The sequence below is a fragment of the Cellulosimicrobium funkei genome (assembly GCF_001019615.1).
GTDB classification, from domain to species: domain Bacteria; phylum Actinomycetota; class Actinomycetes; order Actinomycetales; family Cellulomonadaceae; genus Cellulosimicrobium; species Cellulosimicrobium cellulans_E.
This window is the reverse complement of sequence record NZ_JNBQ01000032.1, coordinates 1-25,679: the sequence shown is the minus strand read 5'-3', so window position 1 is coordinate 25,679 and position 25,679 is coordinate 1. Positions and strand designations below refer to the sequence as shown.

General features: G+C 73.1%; 15 protein-coding genes and 2 riboswitches. Of the genes, 3 read left to right on the top strand and 12 right to left on the bottom strand.

Features of this window, described 5'->3' with window-relative positions:
- Window positions 1–58: 58 nt before the first annotated feature.
- A riboswitch (ZMP/ZTP riboswitch) is annotated at window positions 59–169 on the bottom strand.
- Between the two features lie 57 nt (window positions 170–226).
- Window positions 227–745, bottom strand: a complete 519-nt coding sequence (locus FB00_RS16840) for a GNAT family N-acetyltransferase (RefSeq protein ID WP_047234072.1) — start codon at window positions 743–745, stop codon at window positions 227–229.
- A gap of 107 nt (window positions 746–852) precedes the next feature.
- Between FB00_RS16840 and purU the strand changes: the two genes are divergently transcribed.
- Window positions 853–1,773: a formyltetrahydrofolate deformylase gene (gene purU, locus FB00_RS16835; RefSeq protein WP_047234071.1), complete on the top strand. Its 921-nt coding sequence runs from the start codon at window positions 853–855 to the stop codon at window positions 1,771–1,773.
- Window positions 1,774–1,916: 143 nt separating this feature from the next.
- Here purU and FB00_RS16830 read toward each other — a convergent pair whose 3' ends face one another.
- The 8 genes from FB00_RS16830 to FB00_RS16795 all read right to left on the bottom strand — a co-directional run bounded on the left by FB00_RS16830 (window position 1,917) and on the right by FB00_RS16795 (window position 19,520).
- On the bottom strand, window positions 1,917–3,026 hold the full coding sequence (locus FB00_RS16830; RefSeq protein ID WP_047234070.1) for a sugar-binding protein: 1,110 nt from the start codon (window positions 3,024–3,026) through the stop codon (window positions 1,917–1,919).
- Window positions 3,027–3,109: 83 nt separating this feature from the next.
- A complete protein-coding gene (gene mmsB, locus FB00_RS16825) occupies window positions 3,110–4,399 on the bottom strand; it encodes a multiple monosaccharide ABC transporter permease (protein ID WP_047234069.1) in 1,290 nt (429 codons plus the stop codon).
- Window positions 4,400–4,450: 51 nt separating this feature from the next.
- On the bottom strand, window positions 4,451–6,010 hold the full coding sequence (mmsA, locus tag FB00_RS16820; RefSeq protein WP_047234068.1) for a multiple monosaccharide ABC transporter ATP-binding protein: 1,560 nt from the start codon (window positions 6,008–6,010) through the stop codon (window positions 4,451–4,453).
- 337 nt (window positions 6,011–6,347) lie between these two features.
- Entirely contained in the window at window positions 6,348–6,839 is a 492-nt protein-coding gene (locus tag FB00_RS16815; RefSeq protein ID WP_047234067.1) for a GNAT family N-acetyltransferase, read from the bottom strand.
- A gap of 137 nt (window positions 6,840–6,976) precedes the next feature.
- Window positions 6,977–13,168, bottom strand: a complete 6,192-nt coding sequence (gene pulA / locus FB00_RS16810) for a pullulanase-type alpha-1,6-glucosidase (protein ID WP_082141434.1) — start codon at window positions 13,166–13,168, stop codon at window positions 6,977–6,979.
- A gap of 281 nt (window positions 13,169–13,449) precedes the next feature.
- Window positions 13,450–17,055: an ATP-binding cassette domain-containing protein gene (locus FB00_RS16805; RefSeq protein WP_047234066.1), complete on the bottom strand. Its 3,606-nt coding sequence runs from the start codon at window positions 17,053–17,055 to the stop codon at window positions 13,450–13,452.
- 148 nt (window positions 17,056–17,203) lie between these two features.
- Window positions 17,204–18,190: a malate dehydrogenase gene (locus tag FB00_RS16800; RefSeq protein ID WP_047234065.1), complete on the bottom strand. Its 987-nt coding sequence runs from the start codon at window positions 18,188–18,190 to the stop codon at window positions 17,204–17,206.
- Between the two features lie 112 nt (window positions 18,191–18,302).
- A complete protein-coding gene (locus FB00_RS16795; RefSeq protein WP_047234064.1) occupies window positions 18,303–19,520 on the bottom strand; it encodes an NADP-dependent isocitrate dehydrogenase in 1,218 nt (405 codons plus the stop codon).
- Window positions 19,521–19,894: 374 nt separating this feature from the next.
- Between FB00_RS16795 and FB00_RS16790 the strand changes: the two genes are divergently transcribed.
- On the top strand, window positions 19,895–20,977 hold the full coding sequence (locus FB00_RS16790) for an MIP/aquaporin family protein (RefSeq protein ID WP_052877741.1): 1,083 nt from the start codon (window positions 19,895–19,897) through the stop codon (window positions 20,975–20,977).
- 66 nt (window positions 20,978–21,043) lie between these two features.
- Here the strand turns inward: FB00_RS16790 and FB00_RS16785 are convergent, their stop codons facing one another.
- Window positions 21,044–21,472 carry a DUF3017 domain-containing protein gene (locus FB00_RS16785; protein ID WP_052877740.1) on the bottom strand — a complete coding sequence of 143 codons (429 nt, stop codon included), beginning with the start codon at window positions 21,470–21,472 and terminating at the stop codon, window positions 21,044–21,046.
- 54 nt (window positions 21,473–21,526) lie between these two features.
- Between FB00_RS16785 and FB00_RS16780 the strand changes: the two genes are divergently transcribed.
- Complete coding sequence (locus FB00_RS16780; RefSeq protein WP_082141432.1) at window positions 21,527–22,885, top strand: NAD(P)/FAD-dependent oxidoreductase; 1,359 nt, start codon at window positions 21,527–21,529, stop codon at window positions 22,883–22,885.
- Window positions 22,886–22,947: 62 nt separating this feature from the next.
- Here FB00_RS16780 and purH read toward each other — a convergent pair whose 3' ends face one another.
- Window positions 22,948–24,630, bottom strand: coding sequence for a bifunctional phosphoribosylaminoimidazolecarboxamide formyltransferase/IMP cyclohydrolase (gene purH, locus FB00_RS16775; RefSeq protein WP_047234063.1), 1,683 nt, complete (start codon window positions 24,628–24,630; stop codon window positions 22,948–22,950).
- Window positions 24,631–24,692: 62 nt separating this feature from the next.
- A riboswitch (ZMP/ZTP riboswitch) is annotated at window positions 24,693–24,781 on the bottom strand.
- 4 nt (window positions 24,782–24,785) lie between these two features.
- On the bottom strand, window positions 24,786–25,679 hold an 894-nt coding region (locus tag FB00_RS22430; RefSeq protein ID WP_047234062.1), incomplete at its 5' end, for a hypothetical protein.

Below are 25,679 nucleotides of genomic sequence, written 5' to 3'. Positions count from 1 at the left end.
GCAGTGTGTCGTCGGTGGTCACGTTCCCGGCTCGCCGGGTACGCCCCACCAGGGGGTGACCCGGGGCCCAGGCGAACGACCCGTCGTCTGCACAGCGTGTCGCTCCCCGGTGGTGATCCACCCTGCCCGGGCGGAGATCCACCGGGCGGCGCCAGTCGCGACGCGTCGATCCTAGCGCACGGCCCGTCGGCGGGCCCCGGGCCGTCGCCCGGGGCCGGTCGCCCGGCTACTCCTGCCCGACGGCGTCGGTCTCGTTGCGCGCCTCGGCCTCGCCGAGGATGCGGCGCAGGTAGGTGTAGGTGAGGTCGCCGGCGGCCTTGTCGTACTGCTCCTCGTAGCCGTGCTTGGTGTACATCGCGAGGTTCTGCTTGGAGTCCTTGCCCGTGAAGACCCAGATCTCCGTGGTCTGCTCCGGGAGGTACGGCAGCACCTCGAAGAGCATCTGCGTCCCGATGCCGCGGCCCTGCATGTCCGGCGCCACGGCGAGGCGGCCGAGCGTCGCCTTGCTCTCCTCGATCTCGACCCGCACCGAGCCGACGAGACGCGGCCCGAGCCACGCGCCGATCGTCACGACGTCCTCGCGCGCGAGGTCCTCGCGCAGCTCGTGGAGGGTCTGGGTCAGCGGGGGGATGTTGGGGTCCTGGTAGAGCTGCGCCTCGGTGACGAACGCCGCCCGCCGCAGGGTCAGGAGCTCACCGGCCTCGGCGTCGTCGACGAGGCGGGTCGTGATCTGCGCGTCGTTCATGAAGACATCGTGTCAGACATCGCGCGGCGCGACCGCGCGTGTCCGGGTGATGTCAGCCTGCCGGACGGCGGCCTCGGCACCGTCGGGACGCGGCTACCCTCTGAGGGGTGTCCACGACAGATCCCCGTGGCGCCGACGTCCCCGACACCTCGGCGCTCCGCACCGCGCAGCCCCCGACCGGCGACCCCACGCACTGGGTCCTCACGCTCTCGTGCCCGGACGGGCCGGGGATCGTGCACGCCGTCGCCGGGGCCCTCGCGCGGCTCGGCGGCAACATCACGGAGTCGCAGCAGTTCGGCGACCCGCTCTCGGGACTGTTCTTCATGCGCGTGCAGGTCACCGCGGCCGCGGAGCGCGCCGAGCTGGAGCGGGCGGTCGAGGAGGTCGCGGCCCGGTTCGCCATGACGTGGCAGCTCGACGTCGTCGGGCGCCGGGTCCGCACGCTGCTCATGGTCTCCAAGGCGCCGCACTGCCTCGTCGACCTGCTGTACCGCGAGCGCTCGCAGGGCATGCCGATCGAGGTCGTCGGCGTCGTGGGCAACCACCGGGACCTCGAGGACATCGCGACGTTCTACGGCAAGCCGTTCCACCACGTGCCCGTCACGCGGGACACCAAGGCCGACGCCGAGGCGCGCCTGCGCGGGCTCGTCGACGAGCTCGACGTCGAGCTCGTCGTCCTCGCGCGCTACATGCAGATCCTCTCGGACGAGCTGTGCCGCGAGATGCCGGGGCGCATCATCAACATCCACCACTCGTTCCTGCCGAGCTTCAAGGGCGCGCGCCCGTACGCCCAGGCGCACGACCGCGGCGTCAAGCTCATCGGGGCCACGTCGCACTACGTGACGGGCGACCTCGACGAGGGCCCGATCATCGAGCAGGACGTGGAGCGCGTCGACCACTCGCGCCGCGTCGAGGACCTCGTCGCGATCGGCGAGGACGTCGAGCGCCAGACGCTCGCGCGCGCCGTGCGCTGGCACGCGGAGCACCGCGTGCTCCTGGACGGGCACCGCACCGTCGTCTTCCGCTGAGCCGCGGGCTCCCGCGGGGCTCCCGGCGCCGGCGACTCCCCCTGCACGACGGCGGCCCCCGCCACGTCCGAGGACGTGACGGGGGCCGTCGTGCGGCGGCGTGCCGGTACGCCGCCGCCTCCCGGTCGCTCAGAGCGAACGGGTCACTTGGTGAGCTCCTCGAGGGTGGGGTCACCCGCGTAGACCTCGGCCGCGTTCTCCTGCGTGACGATGATCGGCTCGAGCAGGAAGGCCGGGACGACCTTGACGCCGTTGTCGTAGGACTCGGTGTCGTTGATCTCCGGCTCCTCGCCCGCCTGGAGCGCCTTCACCGCGTTGATCGACTCCTCGACGAGCTTGCGCGTGTCCTTGTAGATCGTCGAGTACTGCTCGCCCGCGACGATCGACTTGACCGACTCGACCTCGGAGTCCTGGCCGGTGATGACCGGGGTCTCCTTGCCGGCCTGCTTGGCCGACGTGAGCGCCGCGCGGGCGAGGGTGTCGTTCGGCGACAGGACGCCGTCGAGCTCCTTGTCGGAGTAGCTGCCCGACAGCACGGTGTCCATGCGCTTCTGCGCGTTCTCGGCCTTCCAGCCCTGCGTCGCGACCTGCTCGAACGACGTCTGGCCGGACGGGACGACGAGCGTGCCGTCCTCGATCTTCGGGTCGAGCACGCTCATGGCGCCCTCGAAGAACGGCGTCGAGTTCGCGTCGTCGGGCGAGCCGGCGATGAGCTCGATGTTGTACGGGCCCTCGCCCTTGCGCTCGGCGAGGCCCTGCAGCAGCGCCTCGCCCTGGAGCACGCCGACCTGGTAGTTGTCGAACGCGATGTACTCGTCGACGGCGTCCGTGTTCTTCACGAGACGGTCGTAGGCGATGACGGTCGCGCCGTTGTCCTTCGCGTTCTTGAGCTGGGTCCCGAGCTGCGACCCGTCGATGGCGCCGACGATGATGACCTTCGCGCCCTGCTCGACCATGGCGTCGATCTGGCTCTGCTGCTCCGAGACGCCGCCGTTGGCGAACTGGACGATCGGCTTGAAGCCGGCCTCGGTGAGCCCGTCGTTGAACAGCTGCTCGGCGAGCACCCAGTTCTCCGAGGTCTTCTGCGGGAGGGCGACACCGATGGTCGCGCCCTCCTCGAAGCCGGCGGCCGCGGACTCGCCGCCGCCGGTGGAGTCGCCACCGGCGTCGCCCCCGCGGTCGGAGGAGCAGCCGCTGAGCACGAGCGCACTCGCGGCGGTGAGCGCCAGGAGCGTCGTGGTGAGCTTCTTCATGGGTACCACTTTCTTGTCGGGCATCCGTCGTCGGATGCGGTCAGGGGGTCGTGCGGTGGGTGGGACGTGAGGGGCAGGTCAGGTCAGCCCTTGGCGGCGGTGGCCCCGGCCTCGACCGGGACCTCCGGCTGGGCGTCGTCGGCGCCCGTGACGGCTCCGGTGCCCTTGTCGCGCCGCGACGGGAAGATCAGCGCGATGATCGACGGCCGACCCTGCACCTTGTTGTAGACGTCGAACGCGACCGCGATGAGGAGCACGAGGCCCTTGATGATCTGGGTCATGTCGGAGCCGACGCCCATGAGCTGGAGACCGTTGTTGAGGACGGCCATGACCAGGCCACCGATGACGGACCCGACGACCGTGCCGACACCGCCGGAGACGGCGGCCCCGCCGATGAAGACGGCCGCGATCGCGTCGAGCTCCCACATGTTGCCGTCGAACGGGCCGGACGCGGTCGAGCGGCCGATGAAGATCATCCCGGCGAGGGACGCGAGGATCGACATGTTCATCATCACGAAGAAGTTCGTGCGCTTGATGTTCACGCCGGACAGCGCCGCCGCGGCCCGGTTGCCGCCCACCGCGTACACGTGGCGACCGGTGATGGTCCGCGACGCGACGAACTGGTAGACGACGACGAGGAGCACCAGGACGAGCGCAGGCACCGGGAACGACGTGCCGACACGGCCTGACCCGTAGAGGTACGTGAGGTAGGCGATCACGGCGCTGAAGAGGACGACGCGCGTCACGGCGACCGAGGTCGGGACCGGCTCGGCGCCGAGCTTGCGGGCGCTCGCGCGGCGGCGGAACTCCGACCAGACGACGGCCGCGATCGCCAGGACGCCGAGCAGGAGCGTCGAGTTGTTGAGGCCCGTGTTCGGCCCCCACTCGGGCAGGTAGCCGCCACCGAGGGTCTGGAGCTCCTGCGGCACGGGCACCGTGTTCGACTTGCCGATGAACTGGTTGAGGCCGCGGAAGAGCATCATGCCGGCGAGCGTGGTGATGAAGCCTGGGATGCCGACGTAGGCCACCCACCACCCCTGCCAGGCGCCGATGACCGCGCCCACGCACAGCCCGAGGAGGATGCCCAGCCACCACGGGATGCCCCAGTCCCGGATGGCGATGGCCACGATGATGCCGGTCACGGCGGCCACCGACCCGACCGACAGGTCGATGTGGCCCGCGATGATCACGAGGACCATGCCGATCGCGAGGATGAGGATGTAGGAGTTGCCGTTGAGCAGGTTCTGCGCGTTGCTCGGCGTGAGGACCCGCCCGCCCGTGGCGATCTGGAAGTAGATGACCAGGGCGAGGAGCGCGAAGAGCATGCCGAACTGGCGCGCTCCCCCGCTCAGCAGCTGCTTGATGGACGACATCGTCGGTGGTTCCTTCTCGGTTGCGATGCGGTGGCTGGTGGGGGGACGCGCTCAGGCGGCGGCGTCGGAGGGTGCGTCGCCGGGCGTCCCGGTCATGAGGCGCATGAGCCCCTCCTGGGTCGCCTCCGACCCGGGGACCTCGCCCGTGATCCGCCCTTCGAAGACGGTGTAGATGCGGTCGCACAGGCCGAGGAGCTCGGGCAGCTCGGACGAGATGACCACCACGCCGCGCCCGGCGTCGGCGAGCTTCTGGACGAGGCCGTAGATCTCGTACTTGGCTCCGACGTCGATGCCGCGCGTCGGCTCGTCGAGGATGAGGAGCTCCGGCTCGGTGTACATCCACTTGGCGAGCAGGACCTTCTGCTGGTTGCCGCCCGAGAGCTTCGCGACGCCCTCGTGCACGCTCGGCGCCTTGATGGAGAACGCCTTGCGGTAGGACTCCGCCGCGACGAACGCCGCGTCCTGGTCGATGACGCCGGCCTTGGCGATGCGGGGCAGGTTCGCCGCCTGGATCGTGCCGAGGATCGTGTCGAGCAGGTTCAGCCCCAGCGCCTTGCGGTCCTCGGGGACGTAGGCGATCCGGTTCTCGATCGCCGAGAGCACCGTGGGCATGGACACCTCGCGGCCGTCGATGCGCACGACGCCGGACTTGTAGCGTCCGTACGACCGCCCAAAGAGCGACCGCGCGAGCTCGGTGCGCCCGGCGCCCATGATCCCGGCGAAGCCGACGATCTCGCCGCGGCGGACGTGGAACGTCGAGCCCTTGCACACGTATCGGCCGGGCACCTCGGGGTGCTCGACGGTCCAGCCCTCGACCTCGAAGAAGGTCTCGCCGATGGACGGCGTGTGCTCCGGGAAGCGCGACTCGAGCGAGCGGCCGACCATGCCGCGGATGATGCGGTCCTCGTCGACGGCGTCGTTCTTCACGTCGAGCGTCTCGATCGAGCGGCCGTCGCGGATGATCGTGATCGAGTCGGCGATCTCCTCGATCTCGTTGAGCTTGTGGGAGATCATGATGCTCGTCAGGCCCTTGGACCGCAGGCCGCGCAGCAGGTCGAGCAGGTGCTCGGAGTCCTCCTCGTTGAGCGCGGACGTCGGCTCGTCGAGGATGAGCAGGCGCACGTCCTTGGCGAGCGCGCGGGCGATCTCGACGAGCTGCTGCTTGCCGACGCCGATGCCCTTGATCTGCGCGTCGGGCGACTCCTGGAGACCGACGCGCGCCATGAGCTCCTCGGCCCGACGGCGGGCCGCGCCCCAGTCGATGCCGAACGCACCCTTGACCTCGTTCCCGAGGAAGATGTTCTCGGTGATCGAGAGCTCGGGGATGAGGGCGAGCTCCTGGTGGATGATGACGATCCCCGCGTGCTCGCTCGACCGGATGTCCTTGAACTGGACCTCCGCGCCGTCGTAGTAGATGTCTCCCGAGTACGTCCCGTGCGGGTACACGCCCGAGAGCACCTTCATGAGCGTCGACTTGCCGGCGCCGTTCTCGCCGCAGATCGCGTGGATCTCTCCCGCGCGCACCCGCAGGTTCACATCGTCGAGGGCGCGCACGCCCGGGAACTCCTTGGTGATACCTCGCATCTCGAGGATCACGCGCTCGTCCGCCATCGGACCTCCTCCTGCCGAGGACAGCTCGCAGCGCACCGACGCGCCGCGGACCCGGACACCCTCAGCGCCGTCCGAGCGGGCCTGACGTTATGCCGGTCGCGTTCTTGGCGTCAACTCCTGAACGCAAGGATCGACAGAACCGTGACCAAACAGCGACCTTGGTCCCATGACAGCGCAGACATATGCCCCGCAATGTGAGCGCCAACACGCGAGAACGCTCCCAATCGATCAGGATCTGAAGGCGTGAGAGCGCTCCAAGGAGCGGCCCGCGTGCGCCCCGCAGAGCATGCGATGACCGGAGTCCGGGGTACCGGACGCGGAGACGCCGACCCGGGGACTAGCGGGGTGGGAGCGGGCGCTTGAAGCCCTCGTGCGACTGCTCGTAGCCGAGCGACCGGTAGAACCGGTGGGCGTCGGCCCGCTGCTTGTCCGATGTGAGCTGGGCGAGCGTGCAGCCTCGCGCGACGCCCCAGGCGTGCGCCCACGCCATCATGGCGCGGCCGACGCCCTGCCCGCGGAGGCGGCGGTCCACGCGCACCGCCTCGACGAGGAGCCGCGACGCGCCGTTCCGGGAGATCCCCGGGATCACGGTGAGCTGCATCGTCCCGACGACCTCGCCGTCGAGCTCGACCACGACCAGCTCGTTGTGCGGGTCGGCGTCGATCGCGGCGAACGCCGCCTCGTGCGGGGGCCCGACCTCCCCCGTCCGGGACCGGGCGACGGCGTCGTCCGCGATGAGCGCGACGACCCGCGGCAGGTCCGCGGCGACCGCCGTGCGGAACGCGAGGCCCGCCGTCGGGCCGACAGCGGGCGAGGACGAGGTGGTCACGGCCAGCGACCGTAGCACCTCGCCCGCCGAGGCAGAACCGGGTCCTGCCGAGGTAGAGCCGGGGTCTGCCGAGGTAGAGCCCTGGTGAAGACCAGGGCTCTACCTCGGCGGACCAGGGTTCTACCTCGGCGGTCGGGTCAGGAACAGGTGAGCTCCTCGTGGGCGACGGTGAAGGTCGAGGTGACGTCCTCGCCGTCGACCACCGCGGTCGCGGTCACCGTGGCCTCGCCGGCCGCGACCGCCTTCTGGCGCGTCGCGAACGACTGGTAGGCGTTCTTCCCGGCCGCGACCTTCGAGAACCCCTTCTCGCCGAACGGCGTGGAGAGCGTCAGGTCGACCGGGACGGCGCCGTCGTTCGTCGCGCGGACGGCGACGTAGGCCTTGCCCGCGAGGCAGCGGGGCTGCACCTCGACGGAGACGGGCAGCTCGCCGCCCGCCTGCGGCTCGACGAGCACCGCGACGGTGCGCGCCGGGACCGTGACGGTCCCGGAGGCCGCGTCCCACGTGGTGCCCTGCACGACGGCGTCGCTCCCCTCGGCCTGGACCGGCGAGAGCACGTACTCGCGGCCCGCGAGCGCGGACAGCGGGACGGTGACCTCGTCCGGCGAGGCGTTGAACACCGTGAGCAGGCCGTCGAGGGCCGGGTCGACGTCCGTGCCCACCGTGTCGTCCACCGACATCGCGACGACCCCCGGGACCTGGTCCGTCCCGGCGCCCGGGAAGGTGACCTTCTCCCGGATGAGGTCCGCGTCGCCGAGCCGGAAGAGCTCGGTCGAGTGCCGCAGCCGCAGGAGGTCCTGCGACTGCGCCGAGGCGGCCGCGATGTCGTCGGGTGACGGCTTGAGCGCCGGGTCCGCGAGGAGCGGGGCCATGAGCGGCCACTTGTCCTCGTTGTCCGCCGCCATGGGCAGGCCCTTGCCGAAGCCGTTGTCCTGACCGGTCCAGTCGATCGCGTTGAACCAGTCGCCCGAGTCGTAGCTGTTGCGGTCGAGCGACTTCGACCGCAGCAGGTCCGTGCCCGCGTGCCAGAACGACGGCGTCTGGGAGAGCGCCGCGGTCGCGAGCGAGACCGTGTTCATCCGCACGCGCTCGTCCATGGGCGTGTCCGCCGGGAGCTTGAGCGTGAGCAGGTCGAACAGCGTCTCGTTGTCGTGCGCGTCGACGTACGTCACGACCTCCTCGGGCGAGTCGGCGTAGCCGGCCGGCGCCCCGCGGTAGTCGATCTCGTCGCCGCGCTTCTCCTCGCCCGTCGACGTGACGAGCGTGTAGTCGCGCAGGTTGCCCGCGAGGCCGAGGCGCACGAGGTCTGTCTGGTGACCGAGGTCGGCGAGCTCGTCCGCGGACCCGTCGTTCACGGTCCCCGGCTCCCCCGCCCGGGCGGGCTGCCCGTTCGGGTCGGTCGCGAGGCCCGTGCCGAAGCCCTGCGTGAACGTCGAGGCGCCGTCGACGGGCGAGCCGCCGTGCACGGCGTCGCGCAGCCGGTCGGAGAACGTCCCGATGCCCGTGCCGCCGAGCTGGCCCTGGGTGGCCTGCTCGAACAGCGCGTTGCCCGCGACCTCGCCGAAGTCCCAGCCCTCGCCGTACAGGTAGACGGACTTCCCGTCGATGCCGTCCTCGGCGAGCGTGAGCTCGTCGAGCGCGGCCCGGACGTCGAGCATGTTCTGCTTCGAGTGGTGGCCCATGAGGTCGAAGCGGAACCCGTCGACGCGGTAGTCCTTCGCCCACGTGACGACCGAGTCGACCATGAGCTTGCCCGCCATCGCGTGCTCGGTCGCGACGTTCTGGCAGCACGTGCTCGTCTCGACGGAGCCGGTGGTCGGGTTCTGCCGGTGGTAGTAGCCCGGCACGACCTTGTCGAGGACCGACTTCGCGTCCTGCCCGCTCGCCGCGGTGTGGTTGAACACCTGGTCGAGCACGACCTGCAGCCCGGCACCGTGGAGCGAGCCGACCATGGTGCGGAACTCGGCCACGCGCGCGCCGCCGTCCGCGTCGAGGGCGTACGACCCCTCGGGCGTGCTGAAGTGCCACGGGTCGTAGCCCCAGTTGAAGCCGTCCTGCGCCTGCACCGCCGCGACGGCGGCCTGCTGCTCGGGCGAGTCGGGCGCGAACCCGGTGAGGTCGCCCGTCGTCTTCTGGGCGGCACGGTCCTCGGGGATCGACGCGATGTCGAACGTCGGGAGGAGGTGCACCGTGGTGAGGCCCGCGTCCGCGAGCTCGCGCAGGTGCGTCATCCCGGCCGAGTCCTGCTCGGCGAACGCGAGGTAGGTGCCGCGCCGCTCCGCCGGGACGGTCTCGTCGGAGATCGAGAAGTCGCGCACGTGGAGCTCGTAGATCGTCTGGTCCACCGCCCGCTCCACGACCGGCGCCGGTGTGCCCTCCCAGACGCTCGGGCGGAACGCGGGGTCCTCCAGGTCGACGGCCACCGAGTGCGTGGAGTCGAGCGTGAGTCCCACCGAGTAGGGGTCGGTGACGACGTTCGTCTCGACCTTCCCGGTGCTCGGGACGTAGACGCGCACCTCGTAGAGGTAGCGCGCGCCCTTCCACCCGACGTCCGCGCCGCCGAGCTTCTTGTCGGCCGACTTGCCGTCGAGGGTCCACGTGCCGTCGGGCTGGCGCGCGGCCTCGAACCGGCGCGGGTCGTCGTCGAGCGACGCCCCCGCGGGCCAGGCGAGCACCGAGACGGCCTTCGCCGTCGGCGCCCACAGCGCGAACGACGCCCACTTGCCGTTGGCGTGCCACGAGACGCCGAGCTCGCGCCCCGCCGCGTCCTGCGCGAACAGGTCGTCGACGACGCCCGGCACCTGGACGCCGGTCGCGGCCGTGAGGACGCCGTCGTCGGCCCGGGTCACGAGGAGCTGGCCGGTGAGCGCGGCCTCGGCCGCGGCGCGGTCGAGCGGCTCGCCGTCGTCGAGCACGCGCAGCGCAGTGTGCCCGGCGAGCGCCGGGAACTCGGCGGCTACGTCGTCGGGCAGGCCCGCCGGGTCCACCTCGAGCGTGTACGACGCCGTGCCCTCCGGTGCCTGCACCTCACCCTCCGCGCTGCCCGGGGCGACGGAGATCCCGCCGTCCGGCGCAGCCCACAGGGTCCACTCGTCGCCCGTGCCGAGGTCGCCCGGCCAGGCGACCAGGTTCTCGCGGACCCAGTGCGCGGCCTGCTGGCCGGTGCCGGGGAGCGGCGGGTTCGCCACCTCGATGGTCAGGACGTGCGTCGCGAGGTCGTAGGAGAACGTGACGTTCTCGCCGTCGCCCACGGAGAACTGGTAGTTCGCCCCGTCGGGCGCACCGCCCACCCCGTAGTTCTCGGCCCAGCTCAGGCCGTGCGCGACCTTGCCCTCGTACGCGCCGGCCGCGAGGCGGTCGGTCGACCAGGTGTAGGTACCGTCGCCGTCGGGGTCCTTGAGCCAGGACGCGAGGCAGTCGGGCGCCCAGGAGGCGGGGCAGCCGACCTGGTCCTGGAAGGAGCCCGGCAGGGTGACGATCGGGCCCTGCGCGGTGCTCGAGAAGTCCTTGCTCACCGGGTCCCAGTAGAACGTCACCGGTCCACCGGTCGTCGTGTACGTCGCGTTGCCGCCGTCCTGTACGCCGCCGACGCCGTAGTTGACCGTCCACGACCCGTTGATCGCGACCTTGTACTCGTACGTCCCGGCGGGGATGTCGAACGTGCCCGCGTAGACACCGTCCGCGCGCTTCGTGAGCTTCGCGGCCTCGCAGCCCGGGGCCCAGTCTCCCGCGCAGCCCATGGCCGCGTTGTGGCTGCCGGGCACGGTCACGAGGTCGATCTCGGGCTCGGGCTCCTCGCCCACGACCCCGCTCACGTCGACCCCGACGCTCGCGAACGTGGACGCGGCGGCGCGGTCGCCGTCGGCGTCGGTCGTCACCGCGCGGTACTCGACGAGCGTGCCGTCCGCGAGGCCCGCGACGTCGTGGAAGACGCGCGGCGCCGTGTCCTCCGCGGTGCCGAGCGGGTGCCACTCGGCGCTCCCGACCTCGCGCCACGCGAACGACGTCTCGGCCCACGCGTCCGCGTCGACCGTGGCCGTCACGGGCGCGACGCCCGTGACCGCTCCCCCGGCGCGCGGCACGGTGAGGGCGATGTCGCCCGACGAGTCCGCGCCGACCTCGCGGTCGGCCCGCAGCACGACCGTGCCCGTCGCCGGGACGGTCAGCGTGACGACGCCGTCCGCGTCGGCGATGACGGGGGCGGCCTGCTCGCCGTAGAGCACCTCGTACGAGGCGCCGGGCGTGAGGGTCGTGAACGTCGCCGTCCGGTCCTCCGCCGCGTTGTTCAGCGCGACGAGGTGCTCGACCTTCTCCGTGCGGTCCACCCGGCTGAAGGCGTACACACCCGCGCCGTTCTCGACGTAGCGCTCGACCTGCGCGCCGTCCGCGAGCGCCGGGTGCGCCTCGCGCAGCGCGGCGAGCTCGGCGATGTGCGCGTAGAGCGGCGCGTCGGTGCCGAAGCGGTCGACGCTGCCCGCCTGCTCCCCCGTGACGAGCGGCTGGTCGGCGTACTCGTCGACCTGGGTCGCGAACAGGGTCTGGCGCGCGTCCTTGTCGCCGCCCTTCCCGGCGAAGCCCTGCTCGTCGCCGTAGTACACGACCGGCTGCCCGCGGGTCAGGTACATGAGGTCGTGCGCGAGCTCGTCGCGCGCGAGCGGGTCGTCGGTGCTCGCGAGCATGTACCCGACGCGGCCCATGTCGTGGTTGCCGAGGAACGTCGGCAGCGCCTGCGCGTTGGTCGTCGGCGTCGTGTACATGTCGTCGCTCGCGAAGAGCGACGCGAGGCCCTTGGCGCTGTTGCCGCTCGCGAAGCTCGTCGCGGCGGACTGGAACGTGAAGTCGAGCGTCGAGCTCATGTCCGTCTTGCGCACGTAGGGCGAGAGCTTCGCCGCGTCGGCGTCGTACACCTCGCCGAACATGAAGAAGTCGTCCTTGCCCTGCGCGTGCGCGTAGTCGAGGACCTCGGTGGTCCACGTCTCCCAGAACTCGAAGTTCACGTGCTTGACGGTGTCGATGCGGAAGCCGTCGATGCCGAGGTCGATCCAGTCCTGGTAGACGTCGACGAACCCGTCGACGACCGTCGGGTGCTCGGTCATGAGGTCGTCGAGGCCGTCGAAGTCCCCGTACGTCACGGACTCCCCGGTCCACGTCGAGTTACCGCGGTTGTGGTACAGCGTCGGGTCGTTGAGCCAGGCCGGGACCTTGAGGTCCTCCTTGCCCGCGGGGACCACCGGCGTGTACGGGAACGACGTCGCGGCGTCCAGCGCCGGGAAGTCGCCCGTGCCCGCGTGGTCCGCCGGGTCGAACACGGTGCCCTCGGCGTCGCGGTACGGCGACGTGGCCTGGTCGACGTACGAGTACTGCTTCTCCTCGTAGTCGACCACGTCGGCCGTGTGGTTCGTGATGATGTCGAAGTAGACCTTGATCCCGCGGTCGTGCGCCTCGTCGATGAGCGCCTCGAGCTCGGCGTTCGTGCCGAGGTGCGGGTCGATCTGCGTGAAGTCGGTGATCCAGTAGCCGTGGTAGCCCGCGGAGGCGTCGGCACCCGTGCCCTGGACCGGCTGGTTCTTGAACGACGGCGTGAGCCAGATCGCCGTGGTGCCCAGGTCCTCGATGTAGTCGAGGTTCTGCCGCAGGCCCGCGATGTCGCCGCCCTGGTAGAAGCCCTTGTTCGTCGGGTCGTACCCGGAGACGAGCGGGTCGTCGCCGAGCCCGGCGGTGTCGTTCGCCGGGTCGCCGTTCGCGAACCGGTCGGTCATGACGAAGTAGAAGCGCTCGTCCGACCCGGGCTGGCGCACGGGGGGCACCACGAGGTCGGCGTCCTGCGCCTCGTCGTAGTCCCCCGCGAGCCCGAGCGGCGTGAGGGCGATGCGGTGCGTCGACTCGTCGAACGTGACGCGGACCGTCGCGTCGCCGCCGAGCACGAGCGGCGCGTTGTCCTGGCCGCCGTCGCGGCCGTACGCCTCGTCCCAGGCGTCGTCGTACGCGACCTTGTACTGGTACGTGCCGGCGGGCAGGTCGAAGTCGGCGGACCACACGCCCGCGGCGTCGGTGGGTGCGAGCTCGGTCGCGTCGCACGCGGGGTCCCAGTCGGCTGCGCAGCCGAGCTCGGACTGGAGGTCGCCCACGAGGGCGAGCGTGCGCTCGTCGGCCCCCGCGGCGGGGGCCGCGAGCGCGGCGAGCGTGACGCCCGCCAGGCTGGAGGTGGCGAGCGCGACGGCGGTGACCGACGCCGTCGTGCGGGACCCGCGCGAGCGACGGGCCGACGGGTCGGATGGGTGGGGCGACGGTGTGCGCGGAACGCGGCGACGTCGCGGCGTGGAGGTCATGAGGACTCCCTCGTCCGGTGGCTGGTGCGGGGCCGCAGGCATGAGCTGGCACGAACCGGTGAACGCGGACGACGGGGACCGACAGCGGGCGACGTCGACCGCGGCTTCCTCAGCGTACGGCTGAGCCGAACTGTACTGCTTGCAGAAAATTGCAGCAAGGTTCGGCAACCAGGGCTCGCGTACCTCCGCCGTACGGCCCCTTGAGACGCCGAACCCGGGGTCGCTCCTCACGGAACACGTCCGGTGAGGAGCGACCCCGGGTTCGGGGAGGGCCAGAGAGGTCAGCCCGCCAGGTGACCCCAGCGCGGTGCCAGGTCGCGCCACGGCCCGACCTCGGCGACGCGGCCCTCGTCGAGCACGACGACGCGGTCCGCCCGCGCGAGCGCCGCGCGCTTCGACGTCGCGCCGATCACCGTGGTGCCCCGCTCCCGCAGCGAGGTCCACAGCTCGATCTCGGTCGCCGCGTCGAGCGCGCTCGAGACGTCGTCGGCCAGGAGGAGCTCGGCGTCGGTCGCGAGCGCCCGCGCGAGGGCGAGCCGCTGGACCTGGCCGCCCGAGAGCCGGACGCCGCGGTGCCCCACCAGGGCCTCGTGGCCCCCGGCCTCGACGACGTCGCGCTCCAGGCGCGCGGCCGCGACCGGGCCGTGCACGTCGCGCTCGTGCCCGAGGCGCACGTTGTCGGCGAACGACCCCGAGAGCACGCGCGGGACCTGCGCCACGTGGGCGACCTGCCCCGGCCGCAGGAACGTCTGGGCGTCGACGACGTCGGTCCCGTTCCACCGGATGTGCCCCGTGTGCTCCATGAGGCCCGACAGCGCCGAGAGCAGGCTCGACTTGCCCGCCCCGACCTGCCCGAGCAGGAGGACGAGCTCGCCGCGGCGCACCGCGAGGTCGACGCCCTGGACGCCGATCGTGCCGTCGTCGTGCAGCGCGGTGACGTCGGCCAGCTCGAGCCGCTCGAGCGGCTGGCGGGGACCCGGGTCGGGCACGGGTGCCTCGCCGGTGAGGAGGTCGACGCCGGCCGGCAGGTCCATGAGGTCCGTGCCCCCGGCGAACCGGCTCGTGGCGCGCTGCCACGAGCGCGTGCCGGGCGCCTCCGTCACGACCGCCCCCGCGACCACGCCGAACCAGCCGAAGCCGGTCACCGCGTTGGCGACCAGGAGCGCCGTCGCGAGGTCCCACGTGCCGACGAGCAGCCCGGCCCACGCCGCCACGACACCGAGCTGGATCATGACGAGCGGGACGCCGTCGAGCGCGGCCTGCACCCGGTGCTCGAAGATCGCGGCTCGCACGCGTCCCCCGTCGACGTCGCGCAGGTGCGCGTGCACCTGCGGCGTCCGGGCGGCGAGCTTGACCGTGCGTGCCGAGTCGAGCGCCGAGACGAGCGCCCGCCCGAACCGGGCGCGCGCCGCCGACGACCGCGTGGCCGACCGGCCGGCGATCGGGCGCCCGAGGGCGGACGCCGCCGCGGACACGACCATCACGGCGAGCAGCACCGCGCCCGCGAGCCACGACCCGCTGAGCAGCGCCGTGACCCCGGCGATCACGAGGCCGTTGACGAAGTCGACCCAGCGGTCCGCGTACCGGACGAAGCGGTCGGCGTCCATGGCGCGCGCGACCACCTCGCCCGGGGGCGTCGCCGTGAGCCGGTGCTGGCGCGTCTGGCCGGCCATGACGGCCATGCGCACGCGCAGCAGCACCTCGATCCACCAGCGCGGGTAGACGTACAGCGCCCAGGCGAGGCACAGCGGCGCGAGGACGAGGAGCACCGCGAGCGGCACGAGCAGCTGCGCCGGGAAGCCCTCGTCCAGGTCCTGCACCGCGCGGCCCCAGAGGAAGCCCGTGACGGCACCCTGCGCCGACACGAGGCTCGTCGCCAGGAACAGCACGGCGCCCACGACGCCCCACGCGGGGCGGACGAACAGCGCGTGCAGCACCCCGCGCGCGAGGCTGGGCCCGTCGCCCGGGTCCGCGAGGACCGGCGGCGCGCCCCGCCGTCGGCGACCCCCGACGGACTCCCCCGCGCGGTCGGCGTCCGCGCCGTCGCCGTCGCCGGAGCCGTCGAGCAGGGCCCCGCCCGCACCGAGGTGCGCGCCGACGGCGCCCGTCGCGGCCTCCTCGGCGACGCTCGCCGCGAGGAGGTCGCGGTACGGGCCCGCGACGCGGGCGAGGGCCGCCCGCTCGCCCTGCTGCACGACCCGCCCGTGGTCGAGGACGGCGAGCAGCCCGGCGCGCTCGATCGTCGTCAGGCGGTGCGCGACGAGCACGCCCGTGCGCCCGGCGAGCAGCCGCTCCGAGGCCGCGACGACGCGAGCCTCCGTGAGCGGGTCCATGCGCGCGGTCGCTTCGTCGAGCACGACGACCTGCACGTCGCGGACGAGCAGCCGCGCGAACGCGACGAGCTGCTCCTCCCCCGCCGAGAGCGACGTCCCGCCCGGGCCCAGCAGGGTGTCGAGGCCGTCGGGGAGTCCCGCGACCCAGTCGTCGAGCCGGAGCTCGCGCACGGCGGCCTCGACGTCGGCGCGCGGCACGTCCGCGAAGAGCGCGACGTTCTCGGCGAGCGTGCCCGCGAGGATCTCGGTCCGCTGCGTCACGACCCCCACCGCGGAGCGCAGCGCCTGAAGGTCCAGGTCGCGCACGTCCACGCCGCCGACGAGCACCGCGCCGCGCGGCGGCTCGACCGCGCGCGACAGCAGCGACGCGAGGGTCGACTTGCCCGACCCCGTCCGCCCCACGAGCGCGACCGTCTCGCCCGCGGGCACCCGCAGGCTCACGCCGGCGAGCGCGAACGTGCCCTCGGCGTACGAGAAGTGGAGGTCGCGCAGCTCGATCCCTACGGGCCCGTCGGGCAGCGCCCTCCCGCCCGTGGGCTCGGGCTCGACGGCGAGCATCTGCCGGATGCGCGTGAGCGCCCCGATGCCCTCCTGGATGTCCGGCAGGTGGTGGACCAGGTTGTCCACCTGCCCGACGAACATCGCCGTCACGAGGAACAGGGTGACCAGGCGGTCGACGCCCAGGTCGCCGTCCGCGGCGAGCGCGGCGCCCGCGACGGCCACGCCGGCGAGCAGCGACGCCAGCACGAGGCCCGCCCTGCGGAGCATGCGTGACTCGATGACGAGCACGGCCTGGAACTTGTGGTGCACCTGGGCCGAGCGCTCGGCGAGGCGCCGCACCGCGAACGACTGCCCGAGGCTCGTGCGCAGGTCGTCCCGTGCCGCGACCGACTCCTCGAACGCGGCGGCGTGGTCCGTCCACGCGGCCTCCTCGATCACCTTGCGGCGCGCGATCTCGCCCAGCATGGGACGGACGATCACCGCGGCGACGGCTCCGAGCACCGGGAAGAGGATCCAGGCCGGCCACCAGGTCAGGCCCGCGACGACCCACATCGGCAGGACGCCGACGACCGTGCGGCCCGCGCCCCAGAGCTGGCGGCGCACCAGCGTGCCGACCGCGTGCGTGTCGTCGTCGACGCGGTCGAGCACCTCGCCGACGGCCTGCTCCGTGAGCGTGGCGAGCGGCTGGTGCAGGGCCGCCGTGAGCAGGTCGCCGCGCAGTCGGCCCTCGGCGCGGTCGACGACCCCTGCCCACACGACCTGTCCGGCGGTGTCGAGCAGCGCCGCGCCGATCACGCACACCGCGAGGAGCTGGAGCGTCGCCGTCGTCGGGTCGTCGGCGAGCCACCCCGCGATGACGGTCCCGAGCGCGGCACCGACCGCACCGAGCGTGAGCGCGAGGAGCGCGACGACGGCCAGCGGCCCGCGCAGCCGTCGCCAGTCCAGGCGGCGCGCCAGGTCGACGGGCGCGCGTGAGGCACCGGCCGGCGTGGTGGTCTCGGGGGCGGTCGGGGGGTTCGGGGGCTGCTCGGTCGGCAGGGTGGCGTCGATCATGGCCCGTCGACCCTACGGCGCCCCACCCCCGCGGACGCAGCGATTTTCCGCCCGGTCGCCCGCCCCCGAACGCCCCGCACCGTCGCTCCCGTCCGGCCCCCGGACCGTCCCCGGTCCCGCGGTCCGGACCGCGGGACCGGAGCCCGGCTCAGACGAGCCCGAGCTGCTCCACGGCCTGCCGCTCCTCCTGGAGCTCCGCGACCGACGCGTCGACGCGCCCGCGCGAGAGCTCCGACAGCTCCAGGCCCTGCACGATCTCCCACGACCCGCCGCGCGAGACCACCGGGAACGACGAGATGAGGCCCGTCGGGACGCCGTACGACCCGTCGGACACGACGCCGGCGCTCGTCCAGTCGCCCTCCGGCGTGCCGTGGACCCAGTCGCGCACGTGGTCGATCGCGGCGTTGGCCGCCGACGCCGCCGACGACGCGCCGCGCGCGTCGATGATCGCCGCGCCGCGCTTCGCGACCGTGGGGATGAACGTGCCCTCGAGCCACTCGCGGTCCTCGGCGAGCCGTGCGCCCGGGGTCCCCGCGACGTCCGCCTGGAAGATGTCCGGGTACTGCGTCGCCGAGTGGTTGCCCCAGATCGTCACCTTGCGCACCTCCGACACCGGCACGCCCGCCTTCTTGGCCACCTGCGTCAGCGCGCGGTTGTGGTCCAGGCGCGTCATCGCGGTGAACCGGTCCTTCGGCACGTCCGGCGCGTTCGACGCCGCGATGAGCGCGTTCGTGTTCGCCGGGTTGCCGACGACCAGGACGCGGACGTCGTCCGCCGCGCCCGCGTTGATCGCCTGGCCCTGCGGCTTGAAGATGCCGCCGTTGGCCTCGAGCAGGTCGCCGCGCTCCATGCCCGGCCCGCGCGGGCGCGCGCCCACGAGCAGCGCGACGTTCGTCCCCTCGAACGCGGCGGTCGGGTCGTCGAAGATGTCGATGCCCGCGAGCAGCGGGAAGGCGCAGTCGTCGAGCTCCATCGCGGTGCCCTCCGCGGCCTTGACGCCCTGCGGGATCTCCAGGAGGCGCAGGCGCACGGGGGTGTCGGTGCCGAGCATCTGGCCTGACGCGATACGGAAGAGCAGTGCGTAGCCGATCTGACCGGCCGCGCCGGTCACCGTCACGTTCACGGGGGAAGTCATGCGCTCACTCTCCCACAACGCGAACCGCTCGGAAGCCCGACGGCGTCCGGAAGACGACGACGGCGACGCCCCTGCGAAGAGGGGCGCCGCCGTCGGGCGTGCGGGTGGGCGATCAGCCCAGGCGCGCCTTGAGGTTCTCGTCGAGCGCGGCGAGGAAGTCCTCGGTCGTCAGCCACTCCTGGTCCGGGCCGACGAGGAGCGCGAGGTCCTTCGTCATCTGGCCGGCCTCGACGGTCTTGATGACGACGTCCTCGAGGGTCTGCGCGAACTCGGTGACCTCGGGCGTGCCGTCCAGCTTGCCGCGGTGCATGAGGCCACGCGTCCAGGCGAAGATCGACGCGATCGGGTTGGTCGACGTCGGCTTGCCCTGCTGGTGCTGGCGGTAGTGGCGCGTCACCGTGCCGTGCGCGGCCTCGGCCTCGACGGTCTGGCCGTCCGGGGTCATGAGGACCGACGTCATGAGGCCGAGCGAGCCGAAGCCCTGCGCGACGGTGTCGGACTGGACGTCGCCGTCGTAGTTCTTGCAGGCCCAGACGTACCCGCCCTCCCACTTCATGGCCGAGGCGACCATGTCGTCGATGAGGCGGTGCTCGTAGGTGAGGCCCTTCGCGGCGAACGCCTCGGCGAACTCGGCGTCGAACACCTCCTGGAAGATGTCCTTGAAGGCGCCGTCGTAGGCCTTGAGGATCGTGTTCTTCGTCGAGAGGTACACGGGGTACTCGCGCTGGAGGCCGTACGCGAACGAGGCGCGCGCGAAGTCGCGGATCGACTCGTTGAAGTTGTACATGCCCATCGCGACGCCGCCCTCCTCGGGCATGGTCACGACCTCGAACTTCTGCGGCTCGGAGCCGTCGGCCGGCTCGAACGTCATCGTGATCTTGCCGGGGCCCGGGACCTTGAAGTTCGTCGACTTGTACTGGTCGCCGTGGGCGTGACGGCCGATGATGATCGGCTTGTTCCAGCCCGGCACGAGGCGCGGGATGTTGGAGATGATGATCGGCTCGCGGAAGACGACGCCGCCGAGGATGTTGCGGATCGTGCCGTTGGGCGAGACCCACATCTTCTTGAGGCCGAACTCCTCGACGCGCGCCTCGTCGGGCGTGATCGTCGCGCACTTGACGCCCACGTTGTACTGCTTGATCGCGTTCGCCGCGTCGACGGTGACCTGGTCGTCCGTCGCGTCGCGGTTCTGGATCGACAGGTCGTAGTACTTGAGGTCCACGTCGAGGTACGGGTGGATGAGGCGGTCCTTGATGAACTGCCAGATGATGCGCGTCATCTCGTCGCCGTCGAGCTCGACGACCGGGTTGACGACCTTGATCTTGCCCATGCGCAGATCGCTCCAACTGTCGGGGACTGGTGCCCCCGGGAGCCGGACGGCGACCGTGCGGCCCGTGGGGGCCCGGTCCGTCGCACACAGGGGCGTTGCTGACCGCGGTCCAGGGTACTCGACTTCTCGACGTCAAGATACTTTCGCGGTTCCCGGCGAACCGACCGCATCGTGAGACGGGACGTCCGTTCTCAGGTGGAGCACCGCTGATTTCCACGCATCTCCCGGGTGGTGGTGGCAAGATGCCCCCAGATGCCGGAATGGCCGGGCACTCGGTCAGGCATCGTGCCGTCGTCCCGACCGCCTCCCGGTGCCGCACCGTGGCGGCCGGGCCGGGACTGCCCGAAGTACCCACCGAACCAGACAGGATCATCATGTCCCAGGACACCACCGCTCCCGGCGCACCGGAGGGCTTCGTCGACGACCCGCGCCCCGCGCCGACGGAGACCGTCGCCGTCGTCCAGCCGAGCCTCCTCGCGCGTCTCGGCGCCGAGGTCTTCGGCACGTTTTTCCTCGTCCTCGCGATCGTGGGTGTGGCGCTCTACACGTTCGTCAGCCAGCAGAACGCCCTGGCCGTCGGCCTCGCCGGCGGCATCGCGGTGATCGCGGGCGCCGCGGCCGTGGGCAACGTGTCCGGCGGCCACTTCAATCCCGCCGTGACGCTCGGCGCCGCGATCGGCGGCCGTACGGCCTGGCGCGACCTGCTGCCCTACTGGGTCGCCCAGCTCGTGGGCGCGATCCTCGCCGGGCTCGTGCTGCTCGCGACGGTCCCGTCGTCGCTGCCCGAGCTCCTCGGGCAGGACGGCCGCGGCGGCGTGTTCGTCGCGACCGCCAACGGGTACGGCAGCTTCTCCTCGCTCGCGACGGCGTCGCAGGGCGGCACGGAGTTCGGCCTCGTGCAGGCGCTGCTCGTCGAGACGATCGTCACCGCCGTGTTCGTGGGCGTGATCCTCGGCGTCACCGACAAGCGCGCGAGCGTCCAGTACGCGCCCGTCGTCATCGGCCTCACGCTGACCGCGCTCATCCTCGTCGCCGCGCCGATCACCAACGCGTCGCTCAACCCGGCCCGCTCGATGGCGTCGGCGATCTTCGCGGGCGACGGAGACCTGTGGAAGCAGCAGTGGGTCTTCTGGGTCGCCCCGCTCCTCGGCGCCGCGATCGCGGGCCTCTTCTACCGCGCGTTCGCGTTCGCCCCGAAGCAGGACGACCTCCTCGGCGAGGACCGCGTCGTCTCGCTGACCGACGCCGACGACGAGGCCACCGCCGCGTACAGCGCGGCGGCCGGCGCCGCCGGCGCCGCCGGTGCGGGTGCCGTCGCCGCCGTCGTCGAGGAGGAGGTCGTCGTCACGGACGAGAACGGCGACGTCGTCGCGGTCGAGGAGGTCGTCGAGGTCGTCGAGGCGGACGAGCCCGCGGCGGGCGAGGCGCCCGGCACGGGCGAGACCCCCAAGGCCTGACGTCTCGACGCCGACGGGCCCGGACCGCGACCGCGGTCCGGGCCCGTCGTCGTTCGCGGCGAGGGGTCAGATCTCGCCCTGGTCGAGGCTGAGGGCGAGGAACGCCATGACGACGGCGGGCGCGAGGAAGAAGAAGACGTCCAGGCCGCGCGAGCGCACGGTGATCCCGACGGGGCCGGGACCGGGGACGGCCGCGCGGCACACCCCGGCCACGGCGAGCAGCGCAGCGAGCGTGAAGCAGCCGGCGCGCGCACCGACGAGCACCGCGACGAGCGTCGAGACCGCGACGCCCGCGAGAACCAGCCACATCGCGGGCTGGCGGGACGGAGCGAGGCTCGCGGGAGGCTCCGGGACCGGCGGCCGGGCCTCGCCGTCGGGCCGGGCACCCGCCGGGGGCTCTCCGTCGCCCGGCTCGTCCTCGACGTGGTGCCACGCCGGCACGAGCGTCGTCGGCGGCCGGTGGCGCGTCCCCCCGTCCGCGGTGACGTCGGTCACGCTGCTGCACCTTCCACGCCCGGAAGCCTACCGTCGTGGCCTAGCGTGACGTGCATGTCGTCCGCCGAGCCGCCGGTCCTCCCGCCACCGTCTCCGCACCGCGGGGAACGCCCCGAGGCGGTCCCGGAGCCCCCCTCGTCGGTCGTCGTCGTGGGCGCCGGCCTCGCCGGCGCCCAGACCGTCGGCGCGCTCCGTCGTCGGGGGTACGCCGGGCGCGTGACGCTGCTCGGTGCCGAGGGTGTGCCCCCCTACGACCGGCCGCCGCTGTCGAAGGAGCTCCTGAGTCGCACGAGCCCGGCGTGGCTGGCCGAGGACCTCGGCGTGGACGTCGAGGCCCTCGCCGACGAGGTCCGCCTCGCCGACCCCGCGGTAGGGCTGGGGCGACGCTCTGCGCCCGAGGGCGGCACGTGGGAGGTCGCGACCCGGTCGGGCGAGCGCCGGACCGCCGACGCCGTCGTGCTCGCGGTCGGTTCCACCCCCGTGCGGCCCGTCGGCTGGGAGCACGCCCGCGTCCTGCACACCGCGCGGGACGCCGAGGACCTGCGCGGCGCGCTGCGGCCGGGGCTCCGCCTCGTGATCGTCGGCGCGGGCTGGATCGGTGCCGAGCTGGCGGGGGTCGCGACCGGCGCGGGCGCGCGCGTCACGGTCCTCGAGGCGGCCCCGACCCCGCTCCGGCGCCAGCTCGGACCGGGCGTCGGCGCGCACCTCGTGGCCTGGTACGCCGCCGTCGGTGCGGAGCTCGTGACCGGCGCCGCGGTCGCGGAGGTCCGTCCCGACGGCGTCCGGCTCGCCGACGGGCGCGAGGTTCCGGCCGACCTCGTGCTGGCTGCCGTGGGCGCTCGCCCCGCGACGGACTGGCTCGACGGCGCGGTCCCGCGCGACGTGCGCGGCAGCGTCCCCGTCGACGCGACCGGCGCCGTGCGCGGGCTGGACGGGCTCTGGGCCGTCGGCGACTGCGCGACCCGCGAGCACCCCGCGCTCGGTGCCGTCCCCGGCGGCCACTGGTCGGCCGCGCTCCACGACCCCGACGCGACGGTCGCCGCGATGCTCGGCGACGAGGACACCGGCCCGGGGCACGCCCCGTACGTGTTCTCCCAGCAGCTCGGCCACGACCTCGCCCTGTTCGGCGTGCCCGACGAGGCCGACGACGTGCTCTTCCGCGGCGACCCGTCGGGCGGGGCCACCGGCCACGAGGGCTGGGCCGCGTTCTACCTCGCCCCGGGGTCGCACGTCGGCGCGACGACGGACGACGGCCCGGACGGTCGGGTCGCCGAGGTCCGGGCGGTCCTCCTGGTCGACTCGCCGCGCGACGTCGGCCCCGTGCGCAAGGCGATGAACCGCACCGGCCGCCTCCGCGTCGACCTCGACGTGGCGCTCGACCCGAGCCGCCGCCTGCGCGACGCGCTCGCCTGACGCCCGGTACTCGACGGCCCCGCGGGTCCGGGAACCGGCGGGGCCGTCGAGCGAGGGTCGTGTCAGTGCGCGAAGTGGCGCGTCCCCGTGAAGTACATCGTCACTCCCGCCGCCCGCGCCGCCTCGATCACCTCGGCGTCGCGGATCGACCCTCCCGGCGCGACGACGGCGCGCACGCCCGCGTCGAGCAGGATCTGCAGGCCGTCGGCGAACGGGAAGAACGCGTCGGACGCCGCGACGGCGCCGCGTGCCCGCTCCTCGCCCTCGGCGAGGGTGTTGGCGCGCTCGACCGCGAGGCGGCACGAGTCGACCCGGTTGACCTGACCCATCCCGACGCCGACGGCGGCGCCGTCGTTCGCGAGGAGGATCGCGTTGGACTTCGCGGCCCGGATCGCGCGCCACGCGAACGCGAGGTCGGCGATCGTCGCGTCGTCGGCGGCCTCGCCGGTGACGAGGTTCCAGTGCTGCGGGTCGTCCCCGCCGGTGACGTTCCCGTCGGCGTCCGTCACGACGGCGTCGACCCGGTCGGTGCTCTGCACGAGCAGCCCGCCGCTCACCGGGCGGGTCTCGACGGACGTCGTCGGCGGGGTGTCGACGACGAGGAGGCGGATGTTCTTCTTGGCCTGGAGGACCTCCAGCGCCTCGGGCTCGAAGCCGGGCGCGACGACGACCTCGGTGAACACGGGCGCGATCTGCTCCGCGGCCGCCTGGGTGACGACGCGGTTCGCCGCGATGACGCCGCCGTAGGCCGAGACGGGGTCGGTCGCGTGGGCGCGGGCGTGCGCCTCGGCGACGTCGGTGCCGACGGCGATGCCGCACGGGTTGGCGTGCTTGATGATCGCGACGGCGGGCGCGTCGTGGTCGTGCGCGGCGCGCCAGGCGGCGTCGGCGTCGACGTAGTTGTTGTAGCTCATGGCCTTGCCGTGGAGCTGCGTGGCCTGGGCGAGACCGCTCGCGCCGTGGCCGTTGGTGTAGAGCGCGGCACGCTGGTGCGGGTTCTCGCCGTAGCGCAGCACGTCGGCGCGGTCCCACGTGGCGCCGATCCAGGCCGGGAACCCGGTGCTCACGGTCTCGCCGTCGGTCTCGACCGCGTCCGTGGGCGCCACGACGTTGCCCATCCACGACGCGACCGCGACGTCGTACGTCGCGGTGTGCACGAACGCGGCGGCCGCGAGCGCCTTGCGCTGCGCGTAGGTGAACCCGCCCGCCTGCACGGCCGCGACGACGTCGTCGTACCGGGCCGGGTCGACGACGACGGCGACGCTCGGGTGGTTCTTCGCGGCCGCGCGGACCATCGAGGGCCCGCCGATGTCGATCTGCTCGACGACCTCGTCCTGGCCTGCGCCCGACGCGACGGTGGCGGCGAACGGGTAGAGGTTGACCACGACGAGCTCGAAGGGCGCGATGCCGAGCTCGTCGAGCTGCGCGAGGTGGTCGGCCTTGCGCGAGTCCGCGAGGATGCCGGCGTGCACGCGCGGGTGCAGCGTCTTGACCCGGCCCTCGAGGCACTCGGGGAACCCGGTGAGGTCCTCGACCTTCGTCACGGGCACGCCCGCGCCGGCGATCGTCGACGCGGTGGAGCCGGTGGAGACGAGCTCGACGCCCGCCGCGTGGAGCGCCGTGGCGAGCTCGACGAGGCCGGTCTTGTCGTAGACGCTCAGGAGCGCGCGCCGCACGGGGCGCTGGGAGTCGTCGGCGAGCTGGACGTCGGGGGCGGCGGGCACGTGCGGGGCCGGGTGGGACATGACGAGGGGCTCCTCTGGGTCGCGGTCGCGGTCCGGCGGTGCACCGGTACCGAGTGGCTGAACCCAGGCGCCCAGGCGGTCGACGCACCAGCAGGTTGATCCGGCCGCTCCCCGGTGGTCGTTCCCACCCTCGCCAGTCGCGGCCGTCGCCCAGTCTACCGGCCCGCCCCGGGCGGCCCGGGCTCGTCCGGCACGACGCCCGACGCGGCGAGGGCGGCCGCGTCGTCGGCCCAGGTGTCGGGGGTGCCGACGCGCCAGAGCGACCGGACGGTGCTGAGGACGGCGACGGTGACGACGAGGAGCCCCGCGAGCACCACGAGCGCCGTCCCGAGCCCGAACCGTTCGAGGAGCCCGCTCCCGACGAGCGGCACGAAGGGCCCGGCGGCGAGGCCGGTGAGCCCCAGGACGGACGAGAGCCTCCCCTGGAGCTGTGGCGGCGTGATCGCGGCCGCGTACCCGGACAGGCAGGCGTTCGCCGCGGGGACCAGGAGGAGCGCCGGCGGGAGCAGGAGGACGTACCCGACGTACGTGTTCAGCGCCGCCATCGCCACGGCGGCCGCCGCGAGCGTGCCGAGCGCGCCGACGACGAGGACGCCCGCCCGGAACCGCGCGACGAGCCGGGGCGCGAGGACCGCGCCGGCGAGCACGCCCAGGCCCACCGCGAGGTCGACGAGGCCGATGAGGAGCGGTGCCGTGCCCGTGCGCACGAGCTCGAGGTTGATGCCGACCATGAGGCCGCCGAACGCGACGTTGATGACGACGAACAGGCCGAGGAGAGCGCGGAACAGCGGCACGGACCACACGAACCGGAGCCCTTCGCGCAGCGCCTCCGCGGGGCGGGTCGCGCGCGCCGCGGCGACGTCGCCGTTGAGCGGCTCGCGCACGAGCCACGTGCAGACGGCGGTCGCCAGGTGCCCGATCGCGGCCGCGGCGAGCGGGACCGCGTGCGCGACGGCGTAGAGCACGCCGCCGAGCGGCCCGGCGAGGAGGCTCGCGACGGCGTCCCTGCCCTGCACGGCCGCGAGCGCCGTCGGCAGCTGCGGCACGGG

What these genes read in the sequence shown, in the direction of transcription:
- FB00_RS16840 (WP_047234072.1), bottom strand. Translation starts at nt 745, where the DNA reads ATGAACGACGCGCAGATCACGACCCGCCTCGTCGACGACGCCGAGGCC.
- FB00_RS16830 (WP_047234070.1), bottom strand. Translation starts at nt 3,026, where the DNA reads ATGAAGAAGCTCACCACGACGCTCCTGGCGCTCACCGCCGCGAGTGCG.
- mmsB (WP_047234069.1), bottom strand. Translation starts at nt 4,399, where the DNA reads ATGTCGTCCATCAAGCAGCTGCTGAGCGGGGGAGCGCGCCAGTTCGGC.
- mmsA (WP_047234068.1), bottom strand. Translation starts at nt 6,010, where the DNA reads ATGGCGGACGAGCGCGTGATCCTCGAGATGCGAGGTATCACCAAGGAG.
- pulA (WP_082141434.1), bottom strand. Translation starts at nt 13,168, where the DNA reads ATGACCTCCACGCCGCGACGTCGCCGCGTTCCGCGCACACCGTCGCCC.
- FB00_RS16805 (WP_047234066.1), bottom strand. Translation starts at nt 17,055, where the DNA reads ATGATCGACGCCACCCTGCCGACCGAGCAGCCCCCGAACCCCCCGACC.
- FB00_RS16800 (WP_047234065.1), bottom strand. Translation starts at nt 18,190, where the DNA reads ATGACTTCCCCCGTGAACGTGACGGTGACCGGCGCGGCCGGTCAGATC.
- FB00_RS16795 (WP_047234064.1), bottom strand. Translation starts at nt 19,520, where the DNA reads ATGGGCAAGATCAAGGTCGTCAACCCGGTCGTCGAGCTCGACGGCGAC.
- FB00_RS16790 (WP_052877741.1), top strand. Translation starts at nt 19,895, where the DNA reads ATGTCCCAGGACACCACCGCTCCCGGCGCACCGGAGGGCTTCGTCGAC.
- FB00_RS16780 (WP_082141432.1), top strand. Translation starts at nt 21,527, where the DNA reads ATGTCGTCCGCCGAGCCGCCGGTCCTCCCGCCACCGTCTCCGCACCGC.
- purH (WP_047234063.1), bottom strand. Translation starts at nt 24,630, where the DNA reads ATGTCCCACCCGGCCCCGCACGTGCCCGCCGCCCCCGACGTCCAGCTC.